Raw genomic sequence first — 25,585 nt, 5'->3', positions numbered from 1 at the left:
CGGTTCAGGACCGGCTCCCCGATGAACCGCGCTTCAAGCCCGCCGGGTCCCGCCCGCGGCACGTGGTCCACAGACGGCTTCACCCCGCCATCATCGAACGGCGCGCCAGCCCCACCACCTCCTCCGGCCGCGGCGGGTTGGCCGGGTGGTGGCTGAGGCAGAGCGGGGTGCGCAGCTTGCCCGGCCGCCCCGAGCCTTCCGTGGCGAAGTAGAACTCGCCCGCGCCGAGCTTGCCGATGTCGGCGGCGCTGCCGCCGCTGGCCGACAGGATTTCTTGGGCCGCCGCGATGGTGGCGGGGGAACTTTGGCGGCCGAAGAACTGCGTGGTGCAGTTCGAGACGACCTGATTGTGGATGCCGCGGGGCACCTGCGTCGCCACGATCATCCCGAGCCCGTACTTGCGCCCCTGCGCCACCAGCTTGATGCCGCTGCCGAGGCTCGGGCTGGACTTTTGCGACGGCAGGAAGGTCTGTGCCTCGTCGATGACGTAGAGCATCCCGCGCGGCGACGGGTTGCGCTTGATCCAGCCGAACAGGGTCATCTGGAGGCGGTTCACGAAATCCTCGCGCGCTGCCTCGGAGGCGAGCCCCGACAGATTGATCACCGAGACGCGGGTGCGGGCCGGGTCCGCCCCGAAGAACAGCCGGCGCGGATCGAGCACCGTGCCCTCGACCTTGAGCAGCGGGTTGGTCGCCAAAGCCGCGTGGAGCTGGTCGGCCATGCCGGCGGCGAGTTTTCCGGCGTTGCCGATATCGCTGATCCCGTCGGGCAGATCGCCGAGGAGCTTGATGAGGGCGTCGAGGTTGCGCCCGCCTGCCCTGGCGAAGTGTCGCAAAGTATCTGCCAGCACCCCGCGCTGGAGGTTGGTCTTGGCGCCGGCCAGCGGCCCCAGCGTCTCGGCGGCCATCTCGATCGCCTGCTGGCGCTCGTCCCGGTCCTCGCCGACCTCCGAAAAGTCGGGCAGCGACGAGAGGAACAGCGGGTTGCCCGCGTGCAGGCCCGGCGTCCACACCACCACCTCGACCCCCGCGCGGTAGGCCTCCGCCTTGCGGGCGTCCTCGTCGGAAAACCGCTCCGGCCGCTCGGGCCAGGGCTCGCCGAGGCGCGAGAGGTCGTTGTTCGGGTCGATGACGATGGCGGGGATGCCGGCCAGCGCCGCCTCCTCCACGAGCCGGCGCAGCAGCACGGTCTTGCCTGACCCTGAGCCGGCGATGATCGCGGTGTGGCGCGGCAGCAGGCGCAGCGGCAGGCTCACGCCCGGCGCGTCCGGCGTGAGGCGGTGCCCGACCGGGATCGCGTCCGGCGCCGTCCTTTGTGGGTTGTCCCTTGGTGTGGGCGGAGTGGGGGGCCTCGCGACGGGCGCAGGCTCGGGCGGCCGGGAGGGCGGCGTCGCCTCCTGCGGCTTGTTCGCGGGCGGCGTCGGCTCGGCCTTCCCCGGCCCGTGGGCGAGGGCCGCGTCGCGGAAGAAGCCCGTCCCCATCAGCGGCTGCTCGGCCCGCAGCCAGCCCACGAACCGATCGGCGGCACCCTCGGCCTCGGCCTTTGACCGCAACTCGCGCAAGCCCACGAACACCCGCAGATCGTCGTCCGAAGGGTCGAGCAGGCGGCCCCCCGCCGCCGCGAAGGCATCGAGGAGTTGCTTGGTCTTGGCCCCGCTCGGCATCGCGCCCCGGCGCACGATCAGCAGCGCCCGGTCGGGGATGCGCGAGGAGATGCCCGAGGCGGTCAGCGCCGCCCGCAGCCGCGCCTGGAACGCGATGGCGTTCTGGTGCGGGAGTGCGCGGTAGCAGACGTGGCGCTCGCGGTCGTTCTCGTTGCGGTGGATGAAGATCAGCCGGCCGTGCAACGGCGGCATCTTCTGGTCGGGCTCGCCCTTGCTCGCCAGATCGAGGGCGTCGTCGGGGTCGTCCTCCAGGGCGTAGAGGTCGAAGGCGTCGCGCAGAACCTGCCCGAGCCAGCTTTCGTCGTCGCCGTGGATGCCGGCGATGTCGGCGCTCCGGCACGCGGCGGCGAGATCGAAGTCTTTTGTGACTTGCTGCGGTGCCACCGCGGTCGGTGCCGCGACGAGACTGTCGCAGACCGTGGCCGCCCCAACTGCCAGGCAGCGGCGGCGGAAGGCGTCGCAGCGCATCAACAGGGTGCGTGGCATCATGGCCGAGGCGGCGGCCTCGGCGATGGCCCGCTCGGTGAACGGCCATGTCGGAAACGGTGGCGCGAAGCCGGCCGCCGCATAGGCCGGCGCCAGCCGCCCGGCCACCAGCGCGAGTGCCGCCTCCCGCTCGTTCATGCCGACGAGCACCTTCAACTCGCCGAAGCGCTGGAGCATCGGCTGCAGGCTGCGGGCCGAGAGACGCGCCCAGGATTCTTCGAGGCAGGTGACCACGCTCATGCTGCGGTCGCAGACGATGTTGAGTTCGAGCAGCCCAGCGGCCAGCACCTCGGCGAGGCCAGCCTCCGCCTCGATCCCGTCCTCGGCGGCGAGGCGGCTGGTCTCGATGATGCCGTCGATCTGATCGATGGCGATCAGCGTCGGGCCGCTCAGCGCCATGATCCAGCACATGCCGCGCACGAGTTCGATCGGCGCGGGCGGCGGCGTGCGGAAGCCCAAAGCCGCGCGTTCCGCCGGGTCGGCCTCGTAGCCTTGGAGCCACGCATGGGCGAGCCCGACCACGCCGAAATCCTGCGAACGCAGCAGGCAGAGCGCCCGGAACACGTCGAGATGCTTGAGGGCGCGCGAGGCATCGACCCGCATCAGGGCCTGGACCAGCACGTCGACGATCCGGCGGGCGTCGATGTTGGGCGTGTTGAACGCCGCCTCCACCTGCTCTTCGACGTGGAAGCGGCGGGCGACGCCGGCCAGCACCGCATCCGATTGCCGCCGCCCGTCCGGCATCGTCTGGAGCAGGGCGGTGACGAAGCTGAGCGCGGCGCTGCGCCAGAAATCCGTCAAACCGAGGACATCGAGCGGCACGAACCAGCCGCCCCGGCGCCACGCCTCCTGTCGCAATTGGCCGACCAGATGGGTCTTGCCGACGCCGGATTGGCCGACGAGGACGCGGCCCATCGCCCGGTCGGAGGGCTGGCGCGCCTTCTCGTGCAGCGCGGCGACGATTTCCGGCACCCACCGCTCGTTCGGGGCCCCGGTCGGGGCCGTGTCGATCCAGATGCTGTCGAGGGTACGCACCCAGTCGAAATCGACCCGGCGCAGGGCGTCGAGGGGCTCGCTCATGACTGGATCCAGAGGATGTGGAAGGGCTCGCCCGCGGGGCTGAACGCCGCCTCGCGCTCGGCCGCATCAAGGGATTTCGGGTCGCTGAACTGGCTCAGCCGCGCGGTCTCGTCGCCCCGCAGGATCGCGGCGAGCCCGGCATCGACGGTGGCCCGGTCGAACTCGGCCAGTTCGGCGCGCAGGGCACTGAGCCGCACGGCTTTCGCCCGCTCGCCGCCCGTCAGCGCGAGATAGGCCTTTTCGATGCGGGCCCGCAGCTGTTTGGGCGTCGGCTTCTTCGGAGCCTTCGCGGCGGACGGCTTCTTCGCCCGTGCCGGCGGCGCGGCCGGGGCCGGCGCCTCGGGCGGCGGTCCGACAAGGTCGGCGAGCGTCCGCCCGCTCGCGGCGAGGTCGGCGCCGATGCGCTCCAGCCAGTCCTGCAACACGCGGAAATTCGGCGGCAGCGGCGCGCGCAGGTGCTCGCCGGCCCAGTTCCAGCCCCGGTCGGTCACGGTGAGGCGCAGCGAGCGGCCCTCCTTGGTCGCCTCGACGTAGCGCCCGGCAAGCAATGCCTCGCGGTCGGCCTTGTCGATCTTGGGCACCAGCGCGCTTTGCAGGGCGCTGCCGTGGCGGCCCAAGAGGCACCACAGGATCAGGGCCTGCCTCGGTGTCGGCGTCCCGCTCATCGCTCCCCTCCTTGTCCGTCGCGCCGCAGCCTCACGACGGCGCGAATCTTCTCGATGCAGAGCGTCAGGTCGTCCGCCACCTGCTGGTTCGTCAAGCGCAGCACGAGGTAGCCCGCCGTCAACAACTCGTAGTCCCGGTGGCGGTCGTTGCCGAAATTCGGCTCGCCGCGATGCTCCGGCCCATCGAGTTCGACCACGACGCGGTGACGGCTGCACAGCAGATCGACCCGCGCCCGCCCGCCCCAGGCGCCGACCGGCACCGCCGCGTTGCAGGCGAACAGGCCGGCCAACTCCGGATCGCGCCCCAGCGCCGCCGCGACGCGCCGCTCGGTGGTGCTGGCATGGTGGGGGCCGGCGGGTGCGATGAAGCGGGCGAGCACCGCGGGCTCCGCGCGGGCGAGGGTGAGGGCTCCGTAGAGCAGCCGGTCGTAGGGGGCGGTCTCGGGCGGAGCGACGGGCAGGACCGCGACGGTCGCCGCCCCGTGCCGGGCGCACCATTCCATCGCCTCGATCACCGGGCGGGCGCGTTGCGCGGCGGCCGGATCGACCTCCCAGACGAGCGCCGGGCCAAGGGGCCCGAGGACGCCGAGGAGGCGGGCGAGTTCGATCTCTCGCGCCATCCGGCGGAAGCGGGGCGGATGGCCGAGCGCCGCGCGCTTGGCCGCCGCCTTGCGCCACGGATCGGGCGAGGGTGAGCCACCCTCATGCCATTCCGGCCAGCGATCCAGAGCGAGTTCGGCGAGGTCGTCGAGGAGCCGCCCGATCAGGGCCGGGGCGGTGAGCGGCGCCTCGCAGGCGACCGTCAGCGCGCCGCGGGCGGAACCGTCCGCCAGGAGCCGCCCCAGGCCCTCGCGGCCGATCCCGAAGACGACGAGGCGCTCGCCCGGTCCCAGCCCGTCGATCCGCCCGGCCAGCGTGCCGGCCGCGATCGAGGGCCGCGCCGCTTCAGGATCGGGAAACGCACACACGATTCGAGAACGGACCATCGAGCCGAAAGCGGGCGGGGTCGCCTTGCGGGCATTTTCAGCACAGCGCCGCGGCCTTGGCTACCGAATCCACATCCTCAGGTTGCCGCAGTCCCGACTTTCCGCAGCACGAGACTGAGATTGTTGGCCGGCATGGCGATCTGCTCGGCGAGACCCAGGCCGTGCCCGGCGGCCGCCGCCAGCACCGCTTCGAGATCGCGCACGCCCCATTCCGGATCGCGCATCCGCAGATCGGCGTCGAAGCGGGCGTTGCTTTCGGCCGTATGCGCGCCGCCGATGCGGAACGGGCCGTAGAGGACGAGCGGGCCGCCCTCCGGCAGCAGGCGCCCGGCGCCCGCGAGCAGCCCCTCGGTCGCCGCCCAAGGGGCGATGTGGATCATGTTGACGCACAGCACCGCCTCGGCCCGCGTCACCGACCAGTCCGTTGCGCCGGCATCGAGTTCGAGCGGCGCCAGCAGGTTCGGTAGGCCCGCAAGACGGGCATGGGCCGCGATGCTCCCGAGCGCCCGCCGGTCCGGGTCGCTCGGCTGCCAGCGCAGGGTGGGCAGGGCGGCGGCGAAGCGCACGGCGTGCTCGCCGGTCCCGCTCGCCACTTCCAGAACCGTGCCGCCCGGCGGCAGCACGGCGCGCAGCACGTCGAGGATCGCCGCGCCGTTGCGGGCGGCGGCAGGCGCGAACAGGGCCTCGTCACCGATGCTCTCGCCGTCCACGCCGCCTCCGGCCGAAGCCTGCCCCGCCATCCGGCCCGGCCTTGCGCCACCCTCCCGCCCCAATCAAGTCCTGTGTGGCGGAGATTCGCGCCGCGCCGCCGACGGCCGCCGCGCGCCCTCATCCGAGGCTTTCCGCTTTGAACGCACCCCACCGCGCCGAAACCCCGGCGCGCCTCACCCCCGACCAGATTCGCTCGATCATCATCGGCCTCGTCGCCGCGATGCTGCTCGCCGCCCTCGACCAGACCATCGTGGCGACCGCCCTGCCGACGATCGGCCTCGAACTCGGGGACGCCGCCAACCTTCCCTGGATCGTCACCGCCTATCTCCTGGCCTCGACCGCGGTGACGCCGCTCTACGGCAAGCTGTCCGACATCCACGGGCGGCGGATCATGCTGCTCATCGCCATCGTGACCTTCAGCCTCGGCTCGCTGCTCTGCGCGCTGGCGCCCAGCATGATCGCGCTGGCGCTCGCCCGCGGGCTGCAGGGCGTCGGCGGGGGCGGGCTGATCGCGCTGTCGCAGACGATCCTGGCCGACATCCTCTCAGCCAAGGAGCGGGCGCGCTATCAGGTCTACATCGCGGGGGTGTTCGCCGTGTCCTCGGTGGCCGGGCCGCTGCTCGGCGGCTTCTTCGCCCAGCATCTGCACTGGTCGGCGATCTTCTGGGTCAACCTGCCGATCGGGCTCGCCGCCTTCCTCCTCACCAACGACAAGCTCAAGCTCCTGCCCCGCCGCGAGCGGCGCCACAGCGTCGATTATCCCGGCGCCGCGCTCCTCGTCGTCAGCTCGACCAGCCTGATGCTGGCGCTCAGCTGGGGCGGCGTGCGCTATCCCTGGGCCTCCGCCCCGGTCATCGGGCTCTTGGGGTTCGGCCTCTTGAGCGGCGCCGCCTTCGTCGCCCGCCTCGCCAAAGCGGCCGAGCCGCTGATCCCCCTGAGCATTCTGCGCGACCGCGTGGTCGCAGGCGCGACGCTCGCCGCATGCTTCGCCATGGGCACGCTGATCGGGCTGTCGATCTACGTGCCGATCTATCTCGAAGGGGTGATCGGGCTCGATCCGAGCCGGTCGGGCCTCGCCATGGTGCCGCTGATGGTCGGCACGGTCGTCGGCGCCACGATCTCGGGCCGCTCGATGGTCCATTTCCGCCACTACAAGCGCCTGCCGCTGGCGCTCCTGAGCCTGAGCGTCGTGGCCTGCGCCACGCTGGCCTTCCTCGGCCACCGGCTGCCGCTGTGGGGGATCGAGATCCTGTTCGTGCTGCTGTCGATGGGGATCGGCACGGTGCTGCCGCTCTCGACCATCGCGGTCCAGAACGCGGTGCCGCTGCCGCAGCTCGGCATCGCCACCGCCTCCATGAACTTCTTTCGCGCGCTGGGTGGGGCCCTCATCGTCGCAATCTTCGGCACCCTCGTGCTCGGCGGGGCGGGCGAAGGGGCGGCGCATGACATGGCCGCGCTGATCCGCGGGGCGGATGCGGCGCAACTCGGCCAGACCTTCCGCCTCGTCTTCCTCGCCGCCTGCCTCGGCCTCGTCCTGGCACTGGCCTGCCTGAGTCTCGTCGAGGAGCGCCCGTTGCAGGATTCGGCCGGGCGGAAGCCCGCGGGCTGACGGCGCGTCAGGTGCCTCCCGCGCCGTCAGGCGCCGGCGTCCTCCTTCTTCTCCTCGCCCGCGGGCTGACCGTCGTCGCGGGCGCGGTGGAGGATGAAGATCGCGACCACCATGGTCAGGATCAGGCCGGCCAGCACCGCGAGTTCGATCATCGAGGCCTGGAACAAGGCCTGCTTCTCCGGCGACCAGTCCTTGGAATGGGTGATCTCGGAGGATTGCAGGGTGATCACCAGCACCCGCCGGATCGAGGCGATCAGGCCGACGATCAGGAACGGCTCGCAGGTGAGCCGGCCGGAGCGCATCGACACCCGCACCGTGTGCAGGATCTCGATCAGCATCAGCAGGAACAGGAGGCGGTCCACCACCTCCAGGATCTGAGCGGTGCCCCCCAGCGCGACGAGCGCGTGCCACGTCATCTCCCCGGCGTCGATCAGCGCGACCAGCGCGGTCAAGGCCAGCAGAATGCCGAGGGCGGCGTAGATCGCGTGTTCCGTATGCAGAAAAACGAAGCTCGCCGCGCGCGTGAGCCGGCCCTGATCGTCGTCACCCTTCGCCATCGTCCGCCCCCCCCCGTCTGTTTTGACGATCAGACAGGAACGGCGGTCGTGCGTCCAGCGTGCGCCGCGGATCGGCTTTGCCGCAGAAGAGGTTTTCCCACCCTCGCCCTCATCCTGAGGTGCGTCGCCGAAGGCGGAGCCTCGAAGGAGGGCTCCAGCGGAGCGCGCGATCCCTGGAGCCCTCCTTCGAGGCCGCTTCGCGGCACCTCAGGATGAGGGGGGGAGCCAGTCGGCGGGCGATGCCCTCATCCCGCCCGGTGCGCCGGGGCCGCCGCGTTGCCGTGGATCAGGTCGAGGCCGGCGTGGAGGCCGCCGACGATCTCCAGATCGAGACGTTCGGTGTCGCGGCGGCGCACCTCGGCCATGATGTCCTGCGCCGTCTCCGGGTCGGCCCCGACGGTCAGGAGCGCCCGCTCGCCGAGGCTGAGCGCCGAGGCGACCGTCTCGCGGATCTGGTAGGCGACGCCGGCCTCGATCAGGGCGATGGCGTGTTCCCGGTCGCGGGCGCGGGCGAGCACCGGGACCAGCGGGAACTCTGACCTGGCGATCTCGGCGATGCGGCGGGCGGTCTCGGGCTCGTCGATGCAGATCAGGATCGCGCGCGCCGTCCCGGCCCCGGCCGCCCGCAAGATGTCGAGGCGGGCGCCGTCGCCGTAATAGACCTTGAAGCCGAATTTTTCCGCGAGCCGGATGTTCTCGGGGTTCACGTCGATGATCGAGACCGAGCAGCCGCGCGACAGCAGCGGCTGGCTGGCGATCTGGCCGAAGCGGCCGAAGCCGACGATCAGGGCGCTGCCGACGAGGTCTTCCGGCGCCTCGACGCCGTCCAGCGACGGGACGGCTTTGGGACCGAGGCGGTCGAAGGCGATCACCATCAGCGGCGTCAGCGCCATCGACAGGATGACGGTGGCGGTCAGCACCGCGTTGGTGGTGGTGTCGATGAGGCCGACACTCGCGGCCGCCGCGTAGAGCACGAAGGCGAACTCGCCGCCCTGCGCCATCAGGGCCGCCCGCTCCAACCCCTCGGCGTGCGACGACCGGAGCGCACGGGCCACCGCGTAGATCACGAGGCTCTTGACCGTCATGTAGGCGGCGACGCTTCCCAGGATCAGGCCCCAGCGCGCCGCGATCACGGTGAGGTCGAGGGACATGCCGACGCCGAGGAAGAACAGGCCGAGCAGGATGCCGCGGAACGGCTCGATGTCGGCCTCCAGTTGATGGCGGAAGCTCGATTCCGAGAGGAGCACGCCGGCCAGGAACGCCCCCATCGCCATCGACAGGCCGCCGAGCTGCATCGCCAGCGCCGAGCCCAGCACCACGAGGAGGGCGGCCGCGGTCATCACCTCGCGCGCCTTGGCGGCGGCGAGCAGGCGAAAGAACGGGTTGAGCAGCCAGCGGCCCGCGGCGACCAGGGCGGCGAGCGAAGCCAGCGCGATGGCGATCGCGACGATGCGGTCCCACCCGCTCGTCTCCGCGCCGCCCGGCGCCAGCAGGGCGACGGCGGCCAAGAGCGGCACGATGGCGAGGTCTTCGAGCAGCAGGATGGCGACGATGCGCTGGCCCTTCGGCGTCGAGAGCGCGCCGCGCTCCTCCAAGAGTTGCATGACGATCGCCGTCGAGGTCAGCACGAAGCCGGTGCCGGCCACGAACGCCACGGGCAGCGAGAAGCCGAGCGCAAGGCCGACCCCCGTGAGCGCCCCGATGCAGGCGCCGACCTGGGCGAGCCCGAGGCCGAAGATGGCCCGGCGCATGCCCCAGAGCCGGGAGGGCTCCATCTCCAGGCCGATGATGAACAGGAACATCACCACGCCGAGTTCGGCCACATGCAGGATCGCGTGGGCGTCGGTGAACAGGCGCAGGCCGAACGGGCCGATGGCGAGCCCGGCCAGCAGGTAGCCCAGCACCGAGCCGAGCCCGAGCCGCTTGAACAGCGGCACCGCGACGACGCCCGCCGCCAGCAGGGACACGACCTGCACGAGTTCGCTCGCGGCGCCCGTTGCTTCGGCGGCCATGGCGGATTCCTGTTTTTTGGGGGGACGCGAGGAGGGGGCGGCCTACGGGTAGCGGACCGGCGGCGGGTCTTCGGGCAGGGGGATGAACTCGGCGTCGTTCGGCACGGTGTCGAACCGGCCCTGGCGCCAATCCTCCTTGGCCTGAGCGATCCGCTCGGGCCGCGACGAGACGAAGTTCCACCAGAGGTACCGCGGCCCGTCCATCGGCTCGCCGCCGAGCACCATGAACCGGGCGGCTTCCGTCGCCCGCACGCTGATGCGGTCGCCGGGGCGGAACACGAGGAGCCGGCCCGGCCCGAAGCCGTCGCCCGCGATCTCGATGGCGCCGGAGACCGTGTAGATCGCCCGCTCGTCGTAGGTTGGGTCGAGCGGCAGCACGGCGCCGGCCTCCAAGCCTACGTCGGCATAGACCATCGGGCTCGACGTCCGCACGGGTGAGCGCGCCCCGAAGGCCTCGCCCGCGATCAGGCGCACGGTCTTGCCTTCGCCCGTCAGCACCGGCAGCGCGTCGGCCTCGTAATGCTCGAAGGCCGGGGCGGTCTCCTCGTCGCGCTCTGACAGCGCGACCCAGCTCTGGAGGCCGAACAGCGTCGAGCCGGTCTGCCGCAGGGCGCTGCCGGTGCGCTCCGAATGGGTGATGCCGCGCCCGGCCGTCATCCAGTTCAGCTCGCCCGGCCGGATCGGCAGCTCGGTGCCGAGGCTGTCGCGGTGCATGATCTCGCCCTCGAACAGGTAGGTCACCGTCGAGAGGCCGATATGCGGGTGCGGGCGCACGTCCATCCCGGCGCCGAGCACGAACTCCGACGGGCCCATCTGGTCGAAGAACACGAACGGGCCGACCATCCGGCACTCGGTCGAGGGCAGGGCCCGGCGCACCGCGAAGGAGCCGAGATCGCGCGAGCGCGGCACGATCAGGGTCTTGATCGCGTCGCAGCTGAAATGATCGCCCGGAACGGGATCTTCGGCGCCGTGCCAGCTCATCGTGTGCTCCTGTTGCGAGGGGTCGATGGCGCCGCCAAACCAGACCGGCGCCTCAGGCCTGCGAGTATGATGCGACAGGCGCTTCCCGCTGAAAACGGAAACGATCGAAACGCATCGTTTCCGTTGAGCGGCGCGTCAGCCCTTCACGAAGGCCAAGAGGTCGGCGTTGAGCCGATCCGCGTTCAGCGTGAGCATGCCGTGCGAGAGGCCCGGATAGGTCTTGAGCGTGCCGTTGCGCAGGAGCTTGATCGACTTGAGCGCCGCAGGTGCAATCGGCACGATCTGGTCGTCCTCGCCGTGCAGCACGAGGGTCGGCACCGAGATCGCCTTGAGGTCCTCGGTCTGGTCGGTCTCCGAGAAGGCCTTGATCCCTTCGTAATGCGCCTTGGCCGAGCCCATCATGCCCTGGCGCCACCAGTTCCGGATCACCCCCTCGTGCACCGTCGCCCCGTCGCGGTTGAAGCCGTAGAACGGCCCCGAGGGGACATCGAGGAAGAACTGGGCGCGGTTGTCGGCGAACGCCGTGCGAAAGCCGTCGAACACGGCGATCGGCAAGCCTTCCGGGTTCGCCGCGGTCTTGAGCATCAGCGGCGGCACCGCGCTCACCAGCACCGCCTTGGCCACGCGCCCCCGCGGCTCGCCGTGCCGGGCGACATAGCGGGCGACCTCGCCGCCGCCGGTGGAATGGCCGACATGGACGGCGTTCCTCAGGTCGAGATGCTCGACCAGGGCCGCGGCGTCGGCGGCGTAATGGTCCATGTCGTGGCCCTCGGACACTTGCGCCGAGCGCCCGTGCCCGCGCCGGTCGTGGGCGACCACGCGGTAGCCGTTGCCCGCGAAGAACAGCATCTGCGCGTCCCAGTCGTCGGAGGAGAGCGGCCAGCCGTGATGGAACACGATCGGCTGCCCGTCCCGCGGGCCCCAGTCCTTGTAATAGATCTCGGTCCCGTCCTCGGTGATGATCGTCGGCATGCCAAAGCTCCTCGCGATGGGATGATCCTGCGGTATCGTCCCGGATGGGCTATCCGAGTCAATACTCGAGGTCTCAGTGCCGGCGACTTCTTCCCGAATGGCGGGAGTGCCGGCCGAAAAGCCTTTCGCTTTTCGTGCAAGGATCATGCATCCGATGCGGTGTGGTGAAAACGGAAACGATGGAAATCCATCGTTTCGAAAAGCGCAAACTGGCCCGTGCGCCGATCAGGGCCTGCCGCGCGCGGCCCGATCGGCTATACCGGTGGCAACCTGCGAAAAATCACGCCGGTCGCTTGCATGGGCCCATTTTATAATTCAAAATTCAAAAACTCGGATGCACGGGTCCAGGGCTGCCGGCAGCTCGGGGTCCGTCGCTGACCGCCCGCCTCTCGACGCCGGATCGCCGGTGCGTGCTCTGTGAAATGGAGCCGCCCGGAGGTCACGAGAGGGTTGGGTCGGTGTTCCGATACCAATAAAACGATCGAGTGCCGAAACGAGCACCGTGGGAGGAACGCCATGAAGACCATTGTGCGGAGCGTGATCGCGTCCCTGTTGCTGCCGGTTGCCGCGGCGCAGGCCTGGGAGCCGACGAAGCCGATCGAGATCATCGTCCCGTTCCCGCCCGGCGGCGCCTCGGACCAGATGGCGCGCACGATCCAGGGCGCGATCCAGAAGAACAACCTCGTCAAGCAGCCGATCATCATCGTCAACAAGCCGGCGGCTGCGGGCGGCGAGGCGATGCTCGACATCCAGAAGTCGGCCGGCGACCCCCACAAGCTCATCACCACGTCGAGCGGCATCTACATGACGCCGCTCTCCACCAAGCTTCCGGTGAGCTGGAAGGATTTCACGCCCGTCGCGATGCTGGCGCAGGACGTGTTCGTGCTGTGGGTCAACAGCGCCAAGCCCTACAACACCGCCAAGGACTTCATCGCGGCCGCCAAGACCGCCACCCCGCCGCTCAAGACCGGCGGCAACGGCTCGAAGCGCGAGGATCACCTGATCTCCGTCACGATGGAGCAGGCGGCGGGCGTGAAGATCACCTACGTGCCCTATCAGGGCGGCGGCCCGGCCTCGGTGCAGCTCGCGGGCGAGCACATCGACGCCAACATGAACAACCCGGCCGAAGAGGTGTCCAACTGGCGCTCCGGCGCGGTCAAGCCGCTCTGCGCCTTCTCGGCCAAGCCGATGGAATACACCCAGAAGGTCACCGCCGATAAGGCGTGGTCCGACATCCCGACCTGCCAGTCGCAGGGGCTGGACGTCACCTACCAGATGCTGCGCGGCATGTTCATGCCCGGCAAGGTCACGCCTGAGCAGCAGGCCTTCTACGTCGATCTGTTCAAGCGGGTGACCGAGACGCCGGACTGGAAGGCCTATCTCGAGCGCAATGCGCTGGTGCCGGACTTCCGCTCGGGGCAAGGCTTCATCGACTTCCTCACGGCCGACGAGCAGAAGCACAAGGATCTGATGACCAAGGCCGGGTTCATCGCGACGAACTGATCCTTTGTCCGGCGAAGCGGATCGCCGCTTCGCCGAAACGGCACGCGCCGGCGCCGCCCCTCCGGCGCCGTCGGCCCCGTTGGGGACGCCTGCCCCGAAAGCCCCGCCCCGAAAGTCCCACCATGACCGAAGCCTCCCCCCTGACGCCCGAGCGCGGCGTCTCGCGCCGCGTCGTCGAGATCGTCGTGGCGCTGCTGCTCTTGGGCCTCGCGGGGCTCGCCCTGTGGGATTCCTACGGGCGCGGCATGGGCTGGGACAACGGGCCGGAGAACGGCTTCTTCCCCGCCCGCGTCGCCGTCATCCTGGCCATCGCAGCGGTGGCCGCGCTCGTCAGCGCGCTCAGGCGCGAGGACAGCGTGTTCGTCACCTACGGCCAGCTCCGGCTCGTCGCGCAGGTGTTCGTGCCGCTGTTCCTCTACGTGCTCGGCATCGCCTATCTCGGCATCTACGTCGCCTCGGCGCTGTTCATGGCCGTGTTCATGATCATGCTCGGCTCGTTCCGCTGGTGGCAGACCGCACTCGGCGTCGTCCTCGTGCCGCTGATCTCCTTCTGGGTGTTCGAGCAGCAGTTCCGGGTCCCCCTGCCGAAGGGACCGATCGAAGCCTTCCTCGGCTACTGACCGGCACACGGCGGAGCGACACCCATGGACGATCTCAACCAGCTCCTGCTCGGCTTCCAGGTCGCGCTGTCGTGGCACAACGTGCTGTTCATGGTGGTGGGCGTGCTGCTCGGCATCGTGGTCGGCGTGCTGCCGGGCCTCGGCGGCCCCAACGGCGTCGCGATCCTGCTGCCGCTCACCTTCGGCATGGACCCGACCTCGGCGATCATCCTCTTGTCGTCGATCTACTGGGGGGCGCTGTTCGGCGGCGCCATCACCTCGATTCTGTTCAACATCCCCGGCGAGGCGTGGTCGGTCGCCACCACCTTCGACGGCTATCCGCTGGCTCAGCAGGGGCGCGCGGGCGAGGCGCTGACGGCGGCCTTCACGGCTTCCTTCATCGGCGCTCTCTCGGGCGTGGTGCTCATCACCTTCGTCGCTCCACTGGTGGCCAAGTTCGCCCTGCGCTTCGGCCCGGCCGAGTTCTTCGGCGTCTTCTTCCTCACCTTCTGCTCGTTCGTCGGCATGGGCCGGGAGAACAAGGCCAAGATCGTCGTCTCCCTGGCGCTCGGCTTCCTGCTCGCGGCGGTCGGCATGGACACGATCTCGGGCGACCTGCGCCTCACTTTCGGGGCGACCGAGCTGATGAAGGGCTTCGACTTCCTCGTCGTGGTGATCGGCCTGTTCGGCGTCTCCGAGATCCTGCTCACCATCGAGGAGGGGCTGCACTTCAAGGGCAAGAAGGCCGTGATGGACCTCGGCGTGGTCCTGCGCACCTGGGCCTCGCTGCCGCGCTACTGGGCGACGCTGATCCGTTCCTCCGTCGTCGGCATGTGGATGGGCGTGACGCCGGGCGGCGCGATCGCCGCCTCGTTCATGGGCTACGGGCTCGCCCGCCGCTTCTCGCGCCAGCCGGAGCAGTTCGGGCGGGGCGACATCGAGGGCGTGCTCGCCCCCGAGACCGCGGCGCATGCCGCGGGCACCTCGGCGCTGCTGCCGATGCTGGCGCTCGGCATCCCCGGCTCGGCCACCGCCGCGGTGCTGCTCGGCGGCCTGATGATCTGGGGCCTCCAGCCCGGCCCGATGCTGTTCGTGGAGAAGAAGGAGTTCGTCTGGGGCCTGATCGCCTCGATGTATCTCGGCAACCTCGCGGGCCTCCTGATCGTGCTCGCCACCGTGCCGGTCTTCGCCGCGATCATGCGCATCCCGTTCGCGCTGGTGGCCCCGATCATCCTCGTCGTGTGCGCCATCGGCGCCTACACGGTCGAGTCCTCGCGCTTCGACATCTGGCTGATGCTGGTGTTCGGCGTCGTCGGCTACGTGTTCAAGAAGCTCGACTACCCGCTCGCCCCCCTCGTGCTCGCCCTCGTGCTGGGCGACCGGGCCGAGGATGCCTTCCGGCAGGCCCTGCTGGGTTCGGGCGGCGACCTCTCCGTGTTCTTCTCGAACGGCCTCGTCTCGTCCCTGATGATCCTGGGCGTGCTGCTGCTGTTCTGGGGGCCGGTGAGCGACCTGCTCAAGCGACTGACCGGCAAGTCCGGCCGCTCCGCCCCGGCCGCTTCCTGAGGGCGCCGCCCGCGCCTCATCGACGAACCGGACCCATCAGATGCGGGGCGCGCTGAACGCTCCGCCATCGGAAGGATTGAGCCAAAGCGGAGGCGAGCGCGCGCGCGAGCCGATGACACCAGACCTCCAGCCCGACCGGATCGCCGCGCTGGAGGCCGAACTCGCCGATCTCAAGGGTGACAACGCGCGCCTGCGCCAACGCCTCGACCAGCGCAACGCCCCGGGCGAGCTGCGCCACCGCCAGCGCAACACCTTCGCGATGCTGCGCATGCTGATCCGCTCCTCGGCGGAGCCGGCGGAGGATCTCGAGACCTACGTCCTCCTTCTGGAGGACCGGCTCGACGCCGTCGCCCGCGTCCAGGCCGCCATCGACATCCCCGGTCGGGTCGATCTGGCCGAGATCGTCGGCAGCCGATCAGGTCGTGAGCCAACGCGATGTCGTTGCGCTGGCCGGGGCTGGCCAGCAGGCGCACCGGATTGCCCAGCGCATCGCAGGCCGCATGGATCGTGGTGCTCAGGCCGCCGCGCGTCCTTCGACAGGCTCAGGATGAGGCGACCCAGGCCCTGGGCATCCGCCCCTCTTCGACCTTGCGGGCTCCGGCTGCGTGCTGATGCGCGCGCACGATGGTCGAGTCGATCATCAGCCATTCCAGATCGGCTTCGCGGGCCAAGTCCGAAAGCATCTGGTCCAGCACGCCGCGCGCGATCCAGTCGTAGGAGCGCCGCTTGACCGTCCGGTAGTCGCCCAGACGCTCCGGCAGATCCTTCCAGCGACCGCCGGAGCGGGCCATCCACAACAGGGCATCGAGGAAGCGGCGGTTGTCCGTCCGTGGGCCGCGCTTGCCCTTCGTCCCACCCGGAGAGAGGCCCTTCACCCGCTCCCACTGATCGTCGCGAAGCCCGTCAACCGCAACCGGCATGGCCGTCTCCTGCACGGGCCATTCCTTCTCTCACGCCGCGCTTGCCTCAGGCTGACTTCCTTAATTCCTCACTGAAACCTAGAATAACTACTTGTTTAACGGGGGAATGCCTTCTGCGCCCACGAATTTCGCCGAGCTGTCCTTGGCGTATTCTACCTCTGTGACAACGAAATGGACTGTCTGCCGGTCCAATGATCGGCGCTTGATCCGGATCGATGCGGGGCATGCCGCGATGGACATCGGGACTCGCCCGCTTCGCCAACCTACGGTGCCCCTCGGCGGTCGTTGTCGGCCACTGCCGGGGTCACCGCTCCGCCAAAGCGGATGAGCGCTCATCGCGGCCGGCGCAGGGCCAGGCGCTCGAAGGAATCCTCGACCAGGCTGACATGGCGCAGCATCGCCCCGTGCGCCGCGCCCGCGTCCGCGGCCAGGATCGCCGAGACGACGGCGCCGTGCTCGGCGTGCGAGCGCGGCAGCCGGCCGGCCATGCGGAACTGCGCGCGCCGATAGGGCATCAGCCGCGTGCGCAGGCCCGCCGCGATCTCGGCGAGATGCCCGTTATGGGCGCCCGCGTAGATCTGGGTGTGGAAGGCGAGGTTGGCCGACACGAAGCCATCGACGTCCTCCGCGCTCACGAGCGTCTCCATCGCGGCATGGTGGTCCTCCAGGCGGCGGCGCTCCACCGGGCTCATGCTCAGCGCGCAGAGCCGCGCGCAGGTCGCCTCCAGTTCCGCCATGGCGCCGAACAGCTCGGCGAGCCGCTCCGGCGTGAGGCTGGCGACCACCGTCCCGCGCCGGGGCCGCGTCTCGACGAGGCCGCTCGACGCGAGCCGCCGCAGGGCCTCGCGCACGGGCGTGCGCGACACGCCGTAGCGCTCGGCCAGCGACGCCTCGTCCAACCGGTCCCCGGGCGCGAACAGGCCGCTGAGGATGCCGTCCGTGACGTCGCCGACGAGGCGGTCCGCCCGCGTACGGTCGTCGGCGCGGTCATCGAGGACGATCATGCGAAGCTCCCGGCGGCATCGAAGCATGAACCGGACGATCCTAGCTGCACAAGCCGGAACCGCATGCAAATCAAATTATAGGCACACATGATACCTATTTGCGCATGCAGAAGACTTTAATTGCATACAATATGTCCCCGTCACCGAACGGATTCCGGAGCCGGGGCCATGGACCGCCGCACTTTCCTCGCCTCCACCGCCGCGCTCGCCGCGTCGGGGCTGCCCTGGTCGCGGCTCCACGCGCAGGGGGCGCGGCAGGACACGCTGCTGCTGATCTCCGAGAACGGGCCCAACAACCTCGACATTCACGGGGTCGGCACCAACCGCCCCGGCTACGAGGCGGCCTGGAACTGTTACGACCGGCTCGTGACCTACGGCATCAAGACGCTGCCGGACGGCTCGCGCAGCTACGACAAGACGGTGATCGTTCCCGAACTCGCCGAGTCGTGGACCGTCGATCCCGAGGGCGTAACCTTCCGCCTGCGCAAGGACGCGCGCTTCCACGACGGCACCCCGGTCACCGCGGCAGACGTGAAATGGTCCTTCGACCGAGCGGTCACGGTCGGTGGCTTCCCGACGACGCAGATGGCGGCGGGCAGCCTCACCAAGCCCGAGCAGTTCACGGCGATCGACGATCACACCTTCCGGGTCGCGTTCCTGCGGCCCGACGCGCTGACGCTGCCGGACCTCGCGGTGATCGTCCCGGCGGTGTTCAACTCAGGCCTCGTCAAGAAGAACGCTACCGAGAAGGACCCCTGGGGCCTCGAATACACCAAGAACAACGTCGCGGGCGGCGGCGCCTTCAAGGTCGCTAAGTGGACGCCGGGCACCGAGGTCGTCTACGCCCGCTACGACGACTGGAAGTCCGGCCCCCTGCCCGGCCTGAAGCGGGTGATCTGGCGGACCATCCCGTCGGCGGGCAACCGGCGGGCGCTGATCGAGCGGGGCGACGCCGACGTGTCCTTCGATCTGCCGGCCAAGGACTTCGCCGAGATGAAGCGGGCCGGCAAGGTCGCGGTCGCCTCGACGCCGGTCTCGAACGGCATGTGGTCGATCGAGCTGAACGTGACGAAACCGCCCTTCGACGATGCGCGGGTGCGTCGCGCGATCGCCTACGCGGTGCCCTACCGGAAGATCATGGACGCGGTGCTGTTCGGCGAGGCCAAGCCGCTGTTCGGTGCTGCCTCGAACACCTCCGACGATATGACTTGGCCGCGGGCCACGGCCTACACGACAGATCTCGACAAGGCCCGCGCGCTGCTGGCCGAGGCGGGACTCGCCGACGGCTTCGAGACGCGCATCTCGTTCGATCTCGGCCAGGGCATCGTCGGCGAGCCGATCGCGGTGCTGCTGCAGGAGAGCCTCGCCCAGATCGGCATCCGCGCCGCCCTCGACAAGGTGCCGGGCGCCAACTGGCGCGGCGAGATGGCCAAGAAGTCGATGCCGTTTCTGATCAACTTCTTCTCGGGCTGGCTGGACTATCCGGAATACTTCTTCTTCTGGGCCTATCACGGCCAGAACGCCGTGTTCAACACGATGTCCTACAAGAACCCGACTCTCGACGCCGAGATCGACGCCGCCCGCGTGGCGGCCGCGAGCGGCGACAAGACGGCCTACGAGGGCGCCGTGAAACGGATGATCGCGCTCGCCTACGACGAGGCCCCGCGCATCCCGCTGTTCCAGCCCTACCTCAACGTCGCCCTGCAGAAATCGGTGGGCGGCTACAGCTACTGGTTCCACCGGCAGCTCGACTACCGCTCGCTGGTCAAGACCGCGGTCTGAGGGCCTGTTCGACCCGAGGACTCAACCAGGGCTCTGCCCTGGACCCGCGAGAGGGGTGACCCCTCTCGACACACGGATTTCATCGGCTCGCGCGAGGCGGACGCGCGCGAGCCCACTCCCTGCGTAACTGTGCCCTGCGTCTCCGCCCGTCCCGCACCCCGTCGAGGAGGCTGCCGATGCGCACGCTCGCGCGACGACTCGTGACCATCGTCCCGACGCTGTTTGGCGTCGTGATCGTCACTTTCCTGCTGACCCGCGTGCTGCCGGGCGACCCGGCGGCCTACTTCGCCGGCCCGACCGCCGATCAGGCCTCGATCGAGCAGATCCGCACGGCGCTCGGCCTCGACCGGCCGCTGCCCGTGCAGTTCGCGGCCTATGTGAGGGACCTCGCGACCGGCAACCTCGGCAACGCGCTCTCGACCGGCCAGCCGGTGCTGAGCGAACTCGCCACGCGCCTGCCAGCCTCCGCCGAACTGACGCTCGGCGCGCTGATCCTGTCGATGGCGGTGGCAATCCCATTGGGCATCCTCGCCGCGGTCCGCGAGGGCTCGCTGATCGATCACGCCTGCCGCGTGGTGACGACCGCGGGCGTCTCGCTGCCGGTCTTCTTCACCGGGCTGCTGTTCGTCTACCTGTTCTACTACCTGCTCGGCTGGGCGCCGGCCCCGGTCGGGCGGCTCGACGTCTACCTGTCGGAGCCGCCGCGGATCACCGGCTTCCTCACGCTCGACAGCCTGCTCGCGGGCGATCTCGAGGTCGTCCGGGCGGCACTCGCCCAGCTCGCCCTGCCGGCGGCGACGCTCGCCCTGTTCTCGTTGGCGCCCATCGCCCGGATGACGCGGGCCTCGATGCTCTCGGTGCTGTCCTCGGAATTCGTGCGCACGGCCCGTGCCGCGGGCCTCAAGCCCCGCACCGTCGTCCTGACCTACGCCTTCCGCAACGCGATGCTGCCGGTTGTGACCACGCTCGGCATGGTCTTCTCCTTCCTGCTCGGAGCGAACGTCCTGGTCGAGAAGGTGTTCGCGTGGCCCGGCATCGGCTCCTTCGCGGTCGAGGCGCTGATCCAGTCCGACTACGCGCCGGTCCAGGGCTTCGTGCTGGCCATGGCGCTGCTCTACGTCGCCCTGAACCTCGCGATCGACCTGATCTACGGCCTGATCGATCCGCGCGTGAGGCTCGACGCATGAGGATCGGAGCATGAGCGAGATTCCCACTGCCCTGCCGTCCCTGGCCGAGCCCGCGCCCCCCGCGCCTGCGCGTCCTGCCACGGGGTTCGCCGCAGGCCTCGGCCACGCCCGCCACGTCGCCGCCTCGAACCCGATCACGGGCCTCGCCTTCGCGATGTTCGCCGCCATCGTGCTCGCCGCTCTGCTGGGACCGGTGATCACTCCCTACGATCCGCTGGCCTCCGACACGGCGGCCGCGCTCCAGGCGCCGTCGCGGGCCCACTGGTTCGGCACCGATCAGGTCGGGCGCGACATCTTCTCCCGCGTGCTCGTGGCGACCCGTCTCGACTTCATCATCGCGGTCTCCTCCGTCGCCCTTGTGTTCGTGCTGGGCGGGTTCGCCGGGATCTGCGCGGGCTTCTACGGAGGCTGGACCGACCGGATCGTCAGCCGGATCAGCGACACGATCATGGCCTTCCCGCTCTTCGTGCTCGCCATGGGCATCGTCGCGGCGCTCGGCAACACGGTGACGAACATCGTTCTCGCCACCGCGATCGTGAACTTCCCGCTCTACCAGCGCATCGCCCGGGCCGAGGCCAACGTCCGCCGGGAGGCGGGCTTCGTCCAGGCGGCGCGGCTGACCGGCAATTCGGAGATGCGCATCCTGCTCGCGCAGATCCTGCCCAACATCATGCCGATCATGATGGTGCAGATGTCGCTGACCATGGGCTACGCGATCCTGAACGCGGCCGGGCTCTCGTTCATCGGGCTCGGCGTCAAGCCGCCGACCCCGGAATGGGGGATCATGGTCGCGGAAGGCGCAGGCTTCATCATCTCGGGCGAATGGTGGATCGCCCTCTTTCCCGGCCTCGCGCTGATGCTCGCGGTGTTCTGCTTCAACCTGCTCGGCGACGGCCTACGCGACGTCATCGACCCGCAGCGGAGAACCTGAGATGGGCGCCCTCCTCGACGTCAAGGGGCTCACGGTCGAGTTCGCCACCCGCCGCGGCACCGTGCAGGCCGTCAAGCGCGTCGATCTCGAAGTCGCCCGCGGCGAGACCGTCGGCATCGTCGGCGAGTCCGGCTCGGGCAAGTCGGTGACCTCCTACGCGGTCATGCGCATCCTCGACCGGGCCGGGCGGATCGCGGACGGCTCGGTCGCCTTCTCGGGTCTCGACCTGCGCGCGGCCGACGAGCGCGGGATGAGCGACCTGCGCGGCCGGGAGATCTCGATGATCTTCCAGAATCCGCGCATGGCGCTGAACCCGATCCGCAAGGTCGGCCGCCAGATCGAGGACGTGCTGCGCCGCCACGCCATAGCCGGCTCGATGGACGCCCGCGCCCGGACGATCGCGATGCTGGAGCAGGTGCGCATCGCCAACCCTGAGGAGCGCTACCACGCCTACCCGTTCGAGCTGTCGGGGGGCATGTGCCAGCGCATCGTCATCGCCCTGGCGCTCGCCTGCCGGCCGCAATTGCTGATCGCCGACGAACCGACCACCGGGCTCGACGTGACGACGCAGAAGGCCGTGATGGACCTCGTGACCGAGCTGACGCGGGCGCGCGGCATGGCGACGATTCTGATCACCCACGATCTGGGGCTCGCCGCCACCTATTGCGACCGGGTCGTGGTGATGCGCCAGGGCGAGGTGGTCGAGACCGCCCCGGCCGCGCAGGTCTTCGCCGCGCCGCAGGACCCCTACACGCGCCGCCTGATGCGGGCGACGCCCCGGCCCGGCGCCACCCTGCGCGGGCTCCTGCCCGAGGGCACGCCCGCCCCTCCGGCGATGCGGGCCCCGGTCGCGGGAGCCGGCGCCCCGCTGCTGCGGGTCGAGGGGCTCGTCAAGGAATATCCCCGCCAGGGGACGAGCCGGACGTGGAGGCAGATTCTCGGAGGGGGCGCCCCGGCCGACGCGGCGCCCTTCCGCGCGGTCGACGGCCTGTCCTTCGAGATCCGCCGGGGCGAGAGCCTCGGGCTCGTCGGCGAATCCGGCTGCGGCAAGTCGACGACCTCGATGATGGTGATGCGGCTCACCGACCCGACCGCCGGCCGGATCGTGCTGGGCGAGGACGACATCGGCGCGATTCCCGCCCGGCGCTTCGCTGCCTCCCCGCACCGGCGCCGCATCCAGATGGTGTTCCAGGACCCGACCGACAGCCTGAACCCGCGCTTCACGGCGCTGCGCGCCATCGCCGACCCGCTGATGCGGATGGGCGGCCTCAAGGGTCGCGACGCGATCCGGGCCCGCTGCGAGGCGCTGGCGGAGTTGGTGGGCCTGCCGCTCGATCTGCTCGACCGCTTCCCCCACCAGCTCTCGGGCGGGCAGAAGGCCCGCGTCGGCATCGCCCGGGCGATCGCGCTGGAACCGGAACTCGTCATCCTCGACGAGCCGACCGCGGCTCTCGACGTCTCGGTCCAGGCGGTGGTGCTCAATCTGCTGGAGGATCTGAAGTCTAAGCTCGGGATGAGCTACCTGTTCGTCAGCCACGACCTGCACGTGGTGCGGCTGCTGTGCGACCGGGTGATCGTGATGCGCCAGGGCCGCATCGTCGAGGCGGGCAGCGCCGAGGCGGTGCTGGAAGCGCCCCAGGCCGCCTACACCCGCGAGCTGATCGCCGCGATCCCGCACCCGCCCGCGGGTGGTAAGGCGGTTCGCGCAAGCGAGAGCGTTGCCGATGCCCGCGACCCAAGTGCCGGATGATTGCAGGCCGTCATAGCCGGTCCCGACCGCCCGGCTCGGCACCCAACGCCATCAGGCGTGTTGTCGAGACAGCCTCCCACGCGGATGCCCCCAAGCCGGGATCAGTCGAGTTCCGATGATCGAAAAAGCCAAGCGGACGACCGAGGACGCCATCGACAGCGATGGGTTCGTGGCCCGGGCCTACTTTCCAGGACATCTGAAACGAGGTCACTCGGACCACGGCCTCGGCCCCCTGGCGACGATCATGGAGTCGTTTCTGGCTCCCGGCACGCATATCAAGCTCCACGAGCATGTGCAGGACGAGATCGTTTCCTGGGTTCCGGCCGGCGTCATGCGCCACGACGATCCGCAGGGCGAACACCTGACCGTCGATGCCGACCACCTGATGATCATGAATGCCGGGCGCGGCTTCCGGCACGAGGAGCGCACACGCGCCGACGACCCGCCGCTGCGGATGCTCCAGATCTTCGTGCGGCCTCACGCCGCCGATCTCGAGCCGCAGATTCAGCATGGCCGCCTGCCCGAGCCCGACATCAACGCGTGGCGTCACGTCTTCGGCCCGAGCGGGAGCGAGGCGCGCTTCACCGTGCGCAACGCCGTCCACTGCCACGACATCCGGATGGGTCCGGGCGACACCGCAGTCCTACCGGCCCGACCGGGCTGGCGCACCTACTTCTTCGTCTTCTCCGGCTGCATTGATGCCGACGGGCAAACGTTCGGCGAGGCTGAGACCGGCCTCTGCCCGGACGCTGCGGAGGTCAGGATCCACGCCGCCGCAGCGTCCCTCGTCGTGGCCTTCGTCGTGGATCCCGACGCCCCGATCTGCCGCGGCGGCACCGTCGGCGACGGCGAGACGGTGCAGCGTATGGCCGCCCGAGCCCGGTCATAGTTTGCCCAGGCGGTCCCCGATGCGCGAGAGCGCATCGAGGGCCGGTAGTCTCATCACGGCAAGGGTCGACCGCGCACGGCCAGGACTGCCCGTCGCATCGTGCCTCTATCGCGGGCCGCCGCCACGGCGCCTCGCGATCTCCTGCCCCTCCTCGTTGAGCGCCCCGGACGGCGCTCTCGTGTCGTCGGCTACCGGGCGCATGCCGCGGTTCGAGGTTCGAGACGGCGAGCGGTTCGCGGCGGGATCGCCCGCGGCCCGCTTCATCGAGAGGGCGCGACGCGCGTGGGAAGCCGTCGTGCTGCGCCGCCGCTCGCGCTCCTTGCTGACCCGCTTCACCGCCGCGGCAAGGAGCGCCGCCTTCTCATACCGTTTCCGGATGATTGACTCGGAGGGATTCCCGTCACTGTTGGATGGGATTAGCGATTGAGCCATGGATCGCGGAGGCGGGCATGGCTTACATCGCCGATCATCTGAGCGTGGAGGAACTGGGTTGGCGCGCCCGCACGAGCCAGGAGGCGTGCGCCGCGCGCCACTACCAGGTGATCTGGCTTCTGGCGCAGGGTCGCGTGCTGTCGGAGGTCGCGGCCACGACCGGCTTCGCCCAGCGTGGTCGTGTCCCGGGTGGTGGTGTAGCTGAGGGGTGGTCATCGGCGGTTGCCGGGTAGGGTCGGGTTGCGAGCACCAACCTCGAACCCAAGAGACCTCCGATGACCGACGAGATGATGGCCCTGCGTGGGAACCTTCGATCTCGCGATGGCGGGGTCGTGTCCCGGGTGGTGGTGTAGCTGAGGGGTGGTCATCGGCGGTTGCCGGGTAGGGTCGGGTTGCGAGCACCAACCTCGAACCCAAGAGACCTCCGATGACCGACGAGATGATGGCCCTGCGTGGGAACGGCGCCCATCGTGGCAGGCCACGATGGGAACCCGCCGATGGAGAAGAGTGCCGACGCCGATCTGCTGCGTGAGATGATCGGCTTTGCGGCCGNAACGGCGCCCATCGTGGCAGGCCACGATGGGAACCCGCCGATGGAGAAGAGTGCCGACGCCGATCTGCTGCGTGAGATGATCGGCTTTGCGGCCGAGCGGCTGATGGAGTTGGAGGTGGGCGGCCTGACCGGGGCGGCTCACGGCGAGAAGAGCGCCGAGCGTCTGGTCCAGCGCAACGGCTACCGCGACCGGGACTGGCAGACGCGGGCCGGCACGGTCGAGCTGCGCATCCCCAAGCTGCGCAAGGGCTCGTACTTCCCCGGTTTCCTGGAACCGCGGCGCATGGCCGAGAAGGCGCTCACGGCGGTGATCCAAGAGGCTTACATCCATCTCGACCCCCTCATCCTGAGCCTGTCGAAGGATCGGTGGATGATCTGGTGCAGGCCATGGGCGGGACCGGCATCTCGAAGAGCCAAGTCTCGCGGCTGTGCGAGGAGATCGACGAACGGGTCAACGCCTTCCTCGACCGCCCCATTGAGGGCGAGTGGCCGTATCTCTGGATCGACGCGACCTACGTGAAGGTGCGCGAGGCCGGCCGCATCGTCTCGGTCGCCGTGATCGTGGCGGTCGGTGTGAACGGCGACGGTCGCCGGGAGGTTCTCGGCATGGACGTCGGTCCCTCCGAGGCCGAGACGTTCTGGACCGCTTTTCTCCGCAAACTGGCGCGCCGGGGCCTGCGTGGGGTCAAGCTCGTGATCTCGGACGCGCACGAGGGCATCAAGGCCTCGGTCGCCAAGGTCATGAAC

At 69.8% G+C, this 25,585-nt stretch carries 20 protein-coding genes and 3 pseudogenes; 12 read left to right on the top strand and 11 right to left on the bottom strand.

From position 1 onward, the window contains the following. Positions 1-79: 79 nt before the first annotated feature. The 4 genes from ASG52_RS09820 to ASG52_RS09805 all read right to left on the bottom strand — a co-directional run bounded on the left by ASG52_RS09820 (position 80) and on the right by ASG52_RS09805 (position 5,590). The gene (locus ASG52_RS09820) at positions 80-3,229 is read right to left on the bottom strand and encodes a helicase HerA domain-containing protein (protein WP_056242374.1); all 3,150 of its coding nucleotides are present in this window, start codon (positions 3,227-3,229) and stop codon (positions 80-82) included. Next, a complete protein-coding gene (locus ASG52_RS09815; protein WP_056242371.1) occupies positions 3,226-3,894 on the bottom strand; it encodes a hypothetical protein in 669 nt (222 codons plus the stop codon). The genes ASG52_RS09820 and ASG52_RS09815 overlap by 4 nt, the downstream gene beginning before the upstream one ends. Continuing rightward, positions 3,891-4,862 carry an endonuclease domain-containing protein gene (locus ASG52_RS09810; RefSeq protein ID WP_286159005.1) on the bottom strand — a complete coding sequence of 324 codons (972 nt, stop codon included), beginning with the start codon at positions 4,860-4,862 and terminating at the stop codon, positions 3,891-3,893. Before ASG52_RS09810 ends, ASG52_RS09815 begins: the two co-directional genes overlap by 4 nt. A gap of 95 nt (positions 4,863-4,957) precedes the next feature. Further along, complete coding sequence (locus tag ASG52_RS09805) at positions 4,958-5,590, bottom strand: DUF938 domain-containing protein (RefSeq protein ID WP_286159004.1); 633 nt, start codon at positions 5,588-5,590, stop codon at positions 4,958-4,960. Positions 5,591-5,727: 137 nt separating this feature from the next. Here ASG52_RS09805 and ASG52_RS09800 point away from each other — a divergent pair, with 137 nt between their 5' ends. Then, on the top strand, positions 5,728-7,200 hold the full coding sequence (locus ASG52_RS09800) for an MDR family MFS transporter (RefSeq protein WP_056242362.1): 1,473 nt from the start codon (positions 5,728-5,730) through the stop codon (positions 7,198-7,200). A gap of 26 nt (positions 7,201-7,226) precedes the next feature. On the opposite strand, the gene ASG52_RS09795 is transcribed toward ASG52_RS09800, so the two are convergent. The 4 genes from ASG52_RS09795 to ASG52_RS09780 all read right to left on the bottom strand — a co-directional run bounded on the left by ASG52_RS09795 (position 7,227) and on the right by ASG52_RS09780 (position 11,722). After that, positions 7,227-7,757, bottom strand: coding sequence for a phosphate-starvation-inducible PsiE family protein (locus tag ASG52_RS09795; protein WP_056242359.1), 531 nt, complete (start codon positions 7,755-7,757; stop codon positions 7,227-7,229). A gap of 245 nt (positions 7,758-8,002) precedes the next feature. Then, positions 8,003-9,769, bottom strand: a complete 1,767-nt coding sequence (locus tag ASG52_RS09790) for a monovalent cation:proton antiporter-2 (CPA2) family protein (RefSeq protein WP_056242358.1) — start codon at positions 9,767-9,769, stop codon at positions 8,003-8,005. A 42-nt stretch (positions 9,770-9,811) separates the two neighbouring features. Then, positions 9,812-10,750, bottom strand: a complete 939-nt coding sequence (locus ASG52_RS09785; protein ID WP_056242355.1) for a pirin family protein — start codon at positions 10,748-10,750, stop codon at positions 9,812-9,814. 135 nt (positions 10,751-10,885) lie between these two features. Continuing rightward, a complete protein-coding gene (locus ASG52_RS09780) occupies positions 10,886-11,722 on the bottom strand; it encodes an alpha/beta fold hydrolase (RefSeq protein WP_056242353.1) in 837 nt (278 codons plus the stop codon). 516 nt (positions 11,723-12,238) lie between these two features. On the opposite strand from ASG52_RS09780, the gene ASG52_RS09775 reads away from it, so the two are divergent. The 3 genes from ASG52_RS09775 (at position 12,239) to ASG52_RS09765 (ending at position 15,390) form a co-directional block, all read left to right on the top strand. Further along, the gene (locus ASG52_RS09775) at positions 12,239-13,225 is read left to right on the top strand and encodes a Bug family tripartite tricarboxylate transporter substrate binding protein (protein WP_056242351.1); all 987 of its coding nucleotides are present in this window, start codon (positions 12,239-12,241) and stop codon (positions 13,223-13,225) included. Between the two features lie 122 nt (positions 13,226-13,347). Further along, positions 13,348-13,845 carry a tripartite tricarboxylate transporter TctB family protein gene (locus ASG52_RS09770; RefSeq protein ID WP_056242348.1) on the top strand — a complete coding sequence of 166 codons (498 nt, stop codon included), beginning with the start codon at positions 13,348-13,350 and terminating at the stop codon, positions 13,843-13,845. A 24-nt stretch (positions 13,846-13,869) separates the two neighbouring features. Then, complete coding sequence (locus ASG52_RS09765) at positions 13,870-15,390, top strand: tripartite tricarboxylate transporter permease (protein WP_056242346.1); 1,521 nt, start codon at positions 13,870-13,872, stop codon at positions 15,388-15,390. Between the two features lie 16 nt (positions 15,391-15,406). Here ASG52_RS09765 and ASG52_RS28275 read toward each other — a convergent pair whose 3' ends face one another. Next, the gene (locus ASG52_RS28275; protein ID WP_056242345.1) at positions 15,407-15,628 is read right to left on the bottom strand and encodes a hypothetical protein; all 222 of its coding nucleotides are present in this window, start codon (positions 15,626-15,628) and stop codon (positions 15,407-15,409) included. Between the two features lie 21 nt (positions 15,629-15,649). Between ASG52_RS28275 and ASG52_RS28625 the strand changes: the two are divergent. Continuing rightward, positions 15,650-15,700: pseudogene (locus ASG52_RS28625) on the top strand (hypothetical protein); the annotation flags it as partial. Between the two features lie 103 nt (positions 15,701-15,803). Here the strand turns inward: ASG52_RS28625 and ASG52_RS09755 are convergent. Further along, a pseudogene (locus tag ASG52_RS09755) lies at positions 15,804-16,310 on the bottom strand (IS5 family transposase); the annotation flags it as partial. 332 nt (positions 16,311-16,642) lie between these two features. Continuing rightward, entirely contained in the window at positions 16,643-17,314 is a 672-nt protein-coding gene (locus ASG52_RS09750; RefSeq protein ID WP_056242339.1) for a GntR family transcriptional regulator, read from the bottom strand. 168 nt (positions 17,315-17,482) lie between these two features. On the opposite strand from ASG52_RS09750, the gene ASG52_RS09745 reads away from it, so the two are divergent. The 7 genes and pseudogenes from ASG52_RS09745 to ASG52_RS09710 form a co-directional block, all read left to right on the top strand. Continuing rightward, the gene (locus tag ASG52_RS09745) at positions 17,483-19,096 is read left to right on the top strand and encodes an ABC transporter substrate-binding protein (protein WP_056242335.1); all 1,614 of its coding nucleotides are present in this window, start codon (positions 17,483-17,485) and stop codon (positions 19,094-19,096) included. Positions 19,097-19,272: 176 nt separating this feature from the next. Then, positions 19,273-20,283 (top strand): ABC transporter permease, encoded by a 1,011-nt coding sequence (locus ASG52_RS09740; protein WP_056242331.1) that lies wholly within the window; start codon positions 19,273-19,275, stop codon positions 20,281-20,283. Between the two features lie 10 nt (positions 20,284-20,293). After that, positions 20,294-21,214, top strand: coding sequence for an ABC transporter permease (locus tag ASG52_RS09735; RefSeq protein ID WP_156383878.1), 921 nt, complete (start codon positions 20,294-20,296; stop codon positions 21,212-21,214). 1 nt (position 21,215) lies between these two features. Continuing rightward, positions 21,216-22,964: a dipeptide ABC transporter ATP-binding protein gene (locus tag ASG52_RS09730; protein WP_082552478.1), complete on the top strand. Its 1,749-nt coding sequence runs from the start codon at positions 21,216-21,218 to the stop codon at positions 22,962-22,964. 244 nt (positions 22,965-23,208) lie between these two features. After that, entirely contained in the window at positions 23,209-23,853 is a 645-nt protein-coding gene (locus tag ASG52_RS09725; protein ID WP_210170407.1) for a pirin family protein, read from the top strand. Positions 23,854-24,302: 449 nt separating this feature from the next. After that, a complete protein-coding gene (locus tag ASG52_RS09715) occupies positions 24,303-24,518 on the top strand; it encodes a hypothetical protein (RefSeq protein ID WP_056242324.1) in 216 nt (71 codons plus the stop codon). 360 nt (positions 24,519-24,878) lie between these two features. Next, a pseudogene (locus ASG52_RS09710) lies at positions 24,879-25,585 on the top strand (IS256 family transposase); the annotation flags it as partial.

Source organism: Methylobacterium sp. Leaf456, assembly GCF_001425465.1.
GTDB lineage: Bacteria > Pseudomonadota > Alphaproteobacteria > Rhizobiales > Beijerinckiaceae > Methylobacterium.
Note: the sequence above shows the minus strand (reverse complement) of the source record. Positions and strands in the feature narration are given on the sequence as shown.

Coding starts and splice junctions, on each gene's coding strand:
- ASG52_RS09740 (WP_056242331.1), top strand. CDS start 19,273: ATGCGCACGCTCGCGCGACGACTCGTGACCATCGTCCCGACGCTGTTT.
- ASG52_RS09780 (WP_056242353.1), bottom strand. CDS start 11,722: ATGCCGACGATCATCACCGAGGACGGGACCGAGATCTATTACAAGGAC.
- ASG52_RS09735 (WP_156383878.1), top strand. CDS start 20,294: ATGAGCGAGATTCCCACTGCCCTGCCGTCCCTGGCCGAGCCCGCGCCC.
- ASG52_RS09725 (WP_210170407.1), top strand. CDS start 23,209: ATGGAGTCGTTTCTGGCTCCCGGCACGCATATCAAGCTCCACGAGCAT.
- ASG52_RS09775 (WP_056242351.1), top strand. CDS start 12,239: ATGAAGACCATTGTGCGGAGCGTGATCGCGTCCCTGTTGCTGCCGGTT.
- ASG52_RS09730 (WP_082552478.1), top strand. CDS start 21,216: ATGGGCGCCCTCCTCGACGTCAAGGGGCTCACGGTCGAGTTCGCCACC.
- ASG52_RS09785 (WP_056242355.1), bottom strand. CDS start 10,750: ATGAGCTGGCACGGCGCCGAAGATCCCGTTCCGGGCGATCATTTCAGC.
- ASG52_RS09770 (WP_056242348.1), top strand. CDS start 13,348: ATGACCGAAGCCTCCCCCCTGACGCCCGAGCGCGGCGTCTCGCGCCGC.
- ASG52_RS09790 (WP_056242358.1), bottom strand. CDS start 9,769: ATGGCCGCCGAAGCAACGGGCGCCGCGAGCGAACTCGTGCAGGTCGTG.
- ASG52_RS09715 (WP_056242324.1), top strand. CDS start 24,303: ATGGCTTACATCGCCGATCATCTGAGCGTGGAGGAACTGGGTTGGCGC.
- ASG52_RS09745 (WP_056242335.1), top strand. CDS start 17,483: ATGGACCGCCGCACTTTCCTCGCCTCCACCGCCGCGCTCGCCGCGTCG.
- ASG52_RS09820 (WP_056242374.1), bottom strand. CDS start 3,229: ATGAGCGAGCCCCTCGACGCCCTGCGCCGGGTCGATTTCGACTGGGTG.
- ASG52_RS09750 (WP_056242339.1), bottom strand. CDS start 17,314: ATGATCGTCCTCGATGACCGCGCCGACGACCGTACGCGGGCGGACCGC.
- ASG52_RS09765 (WP_056242346.1), top strand. CDS start 13,870: ATGGACGATCTCAACCAGCTCCTGCTCGGCTTCCAGGTCGCGCTGTCG.
- ASG52_RS09795 (WP_056242359.1), bottom strand. CDS start 7,757: ATGGCGAAGGGTGACGACGATCAGGGCCGGCTCACGCGCGCGGCGAGC.
- ASG52_RS09815 (WP_056242371.1), bottom strand. CDS start 3,894: ATGAGCGGGACGCCGACACCGAGGCAGGCCCTGATCCTGTGGTGCCTC.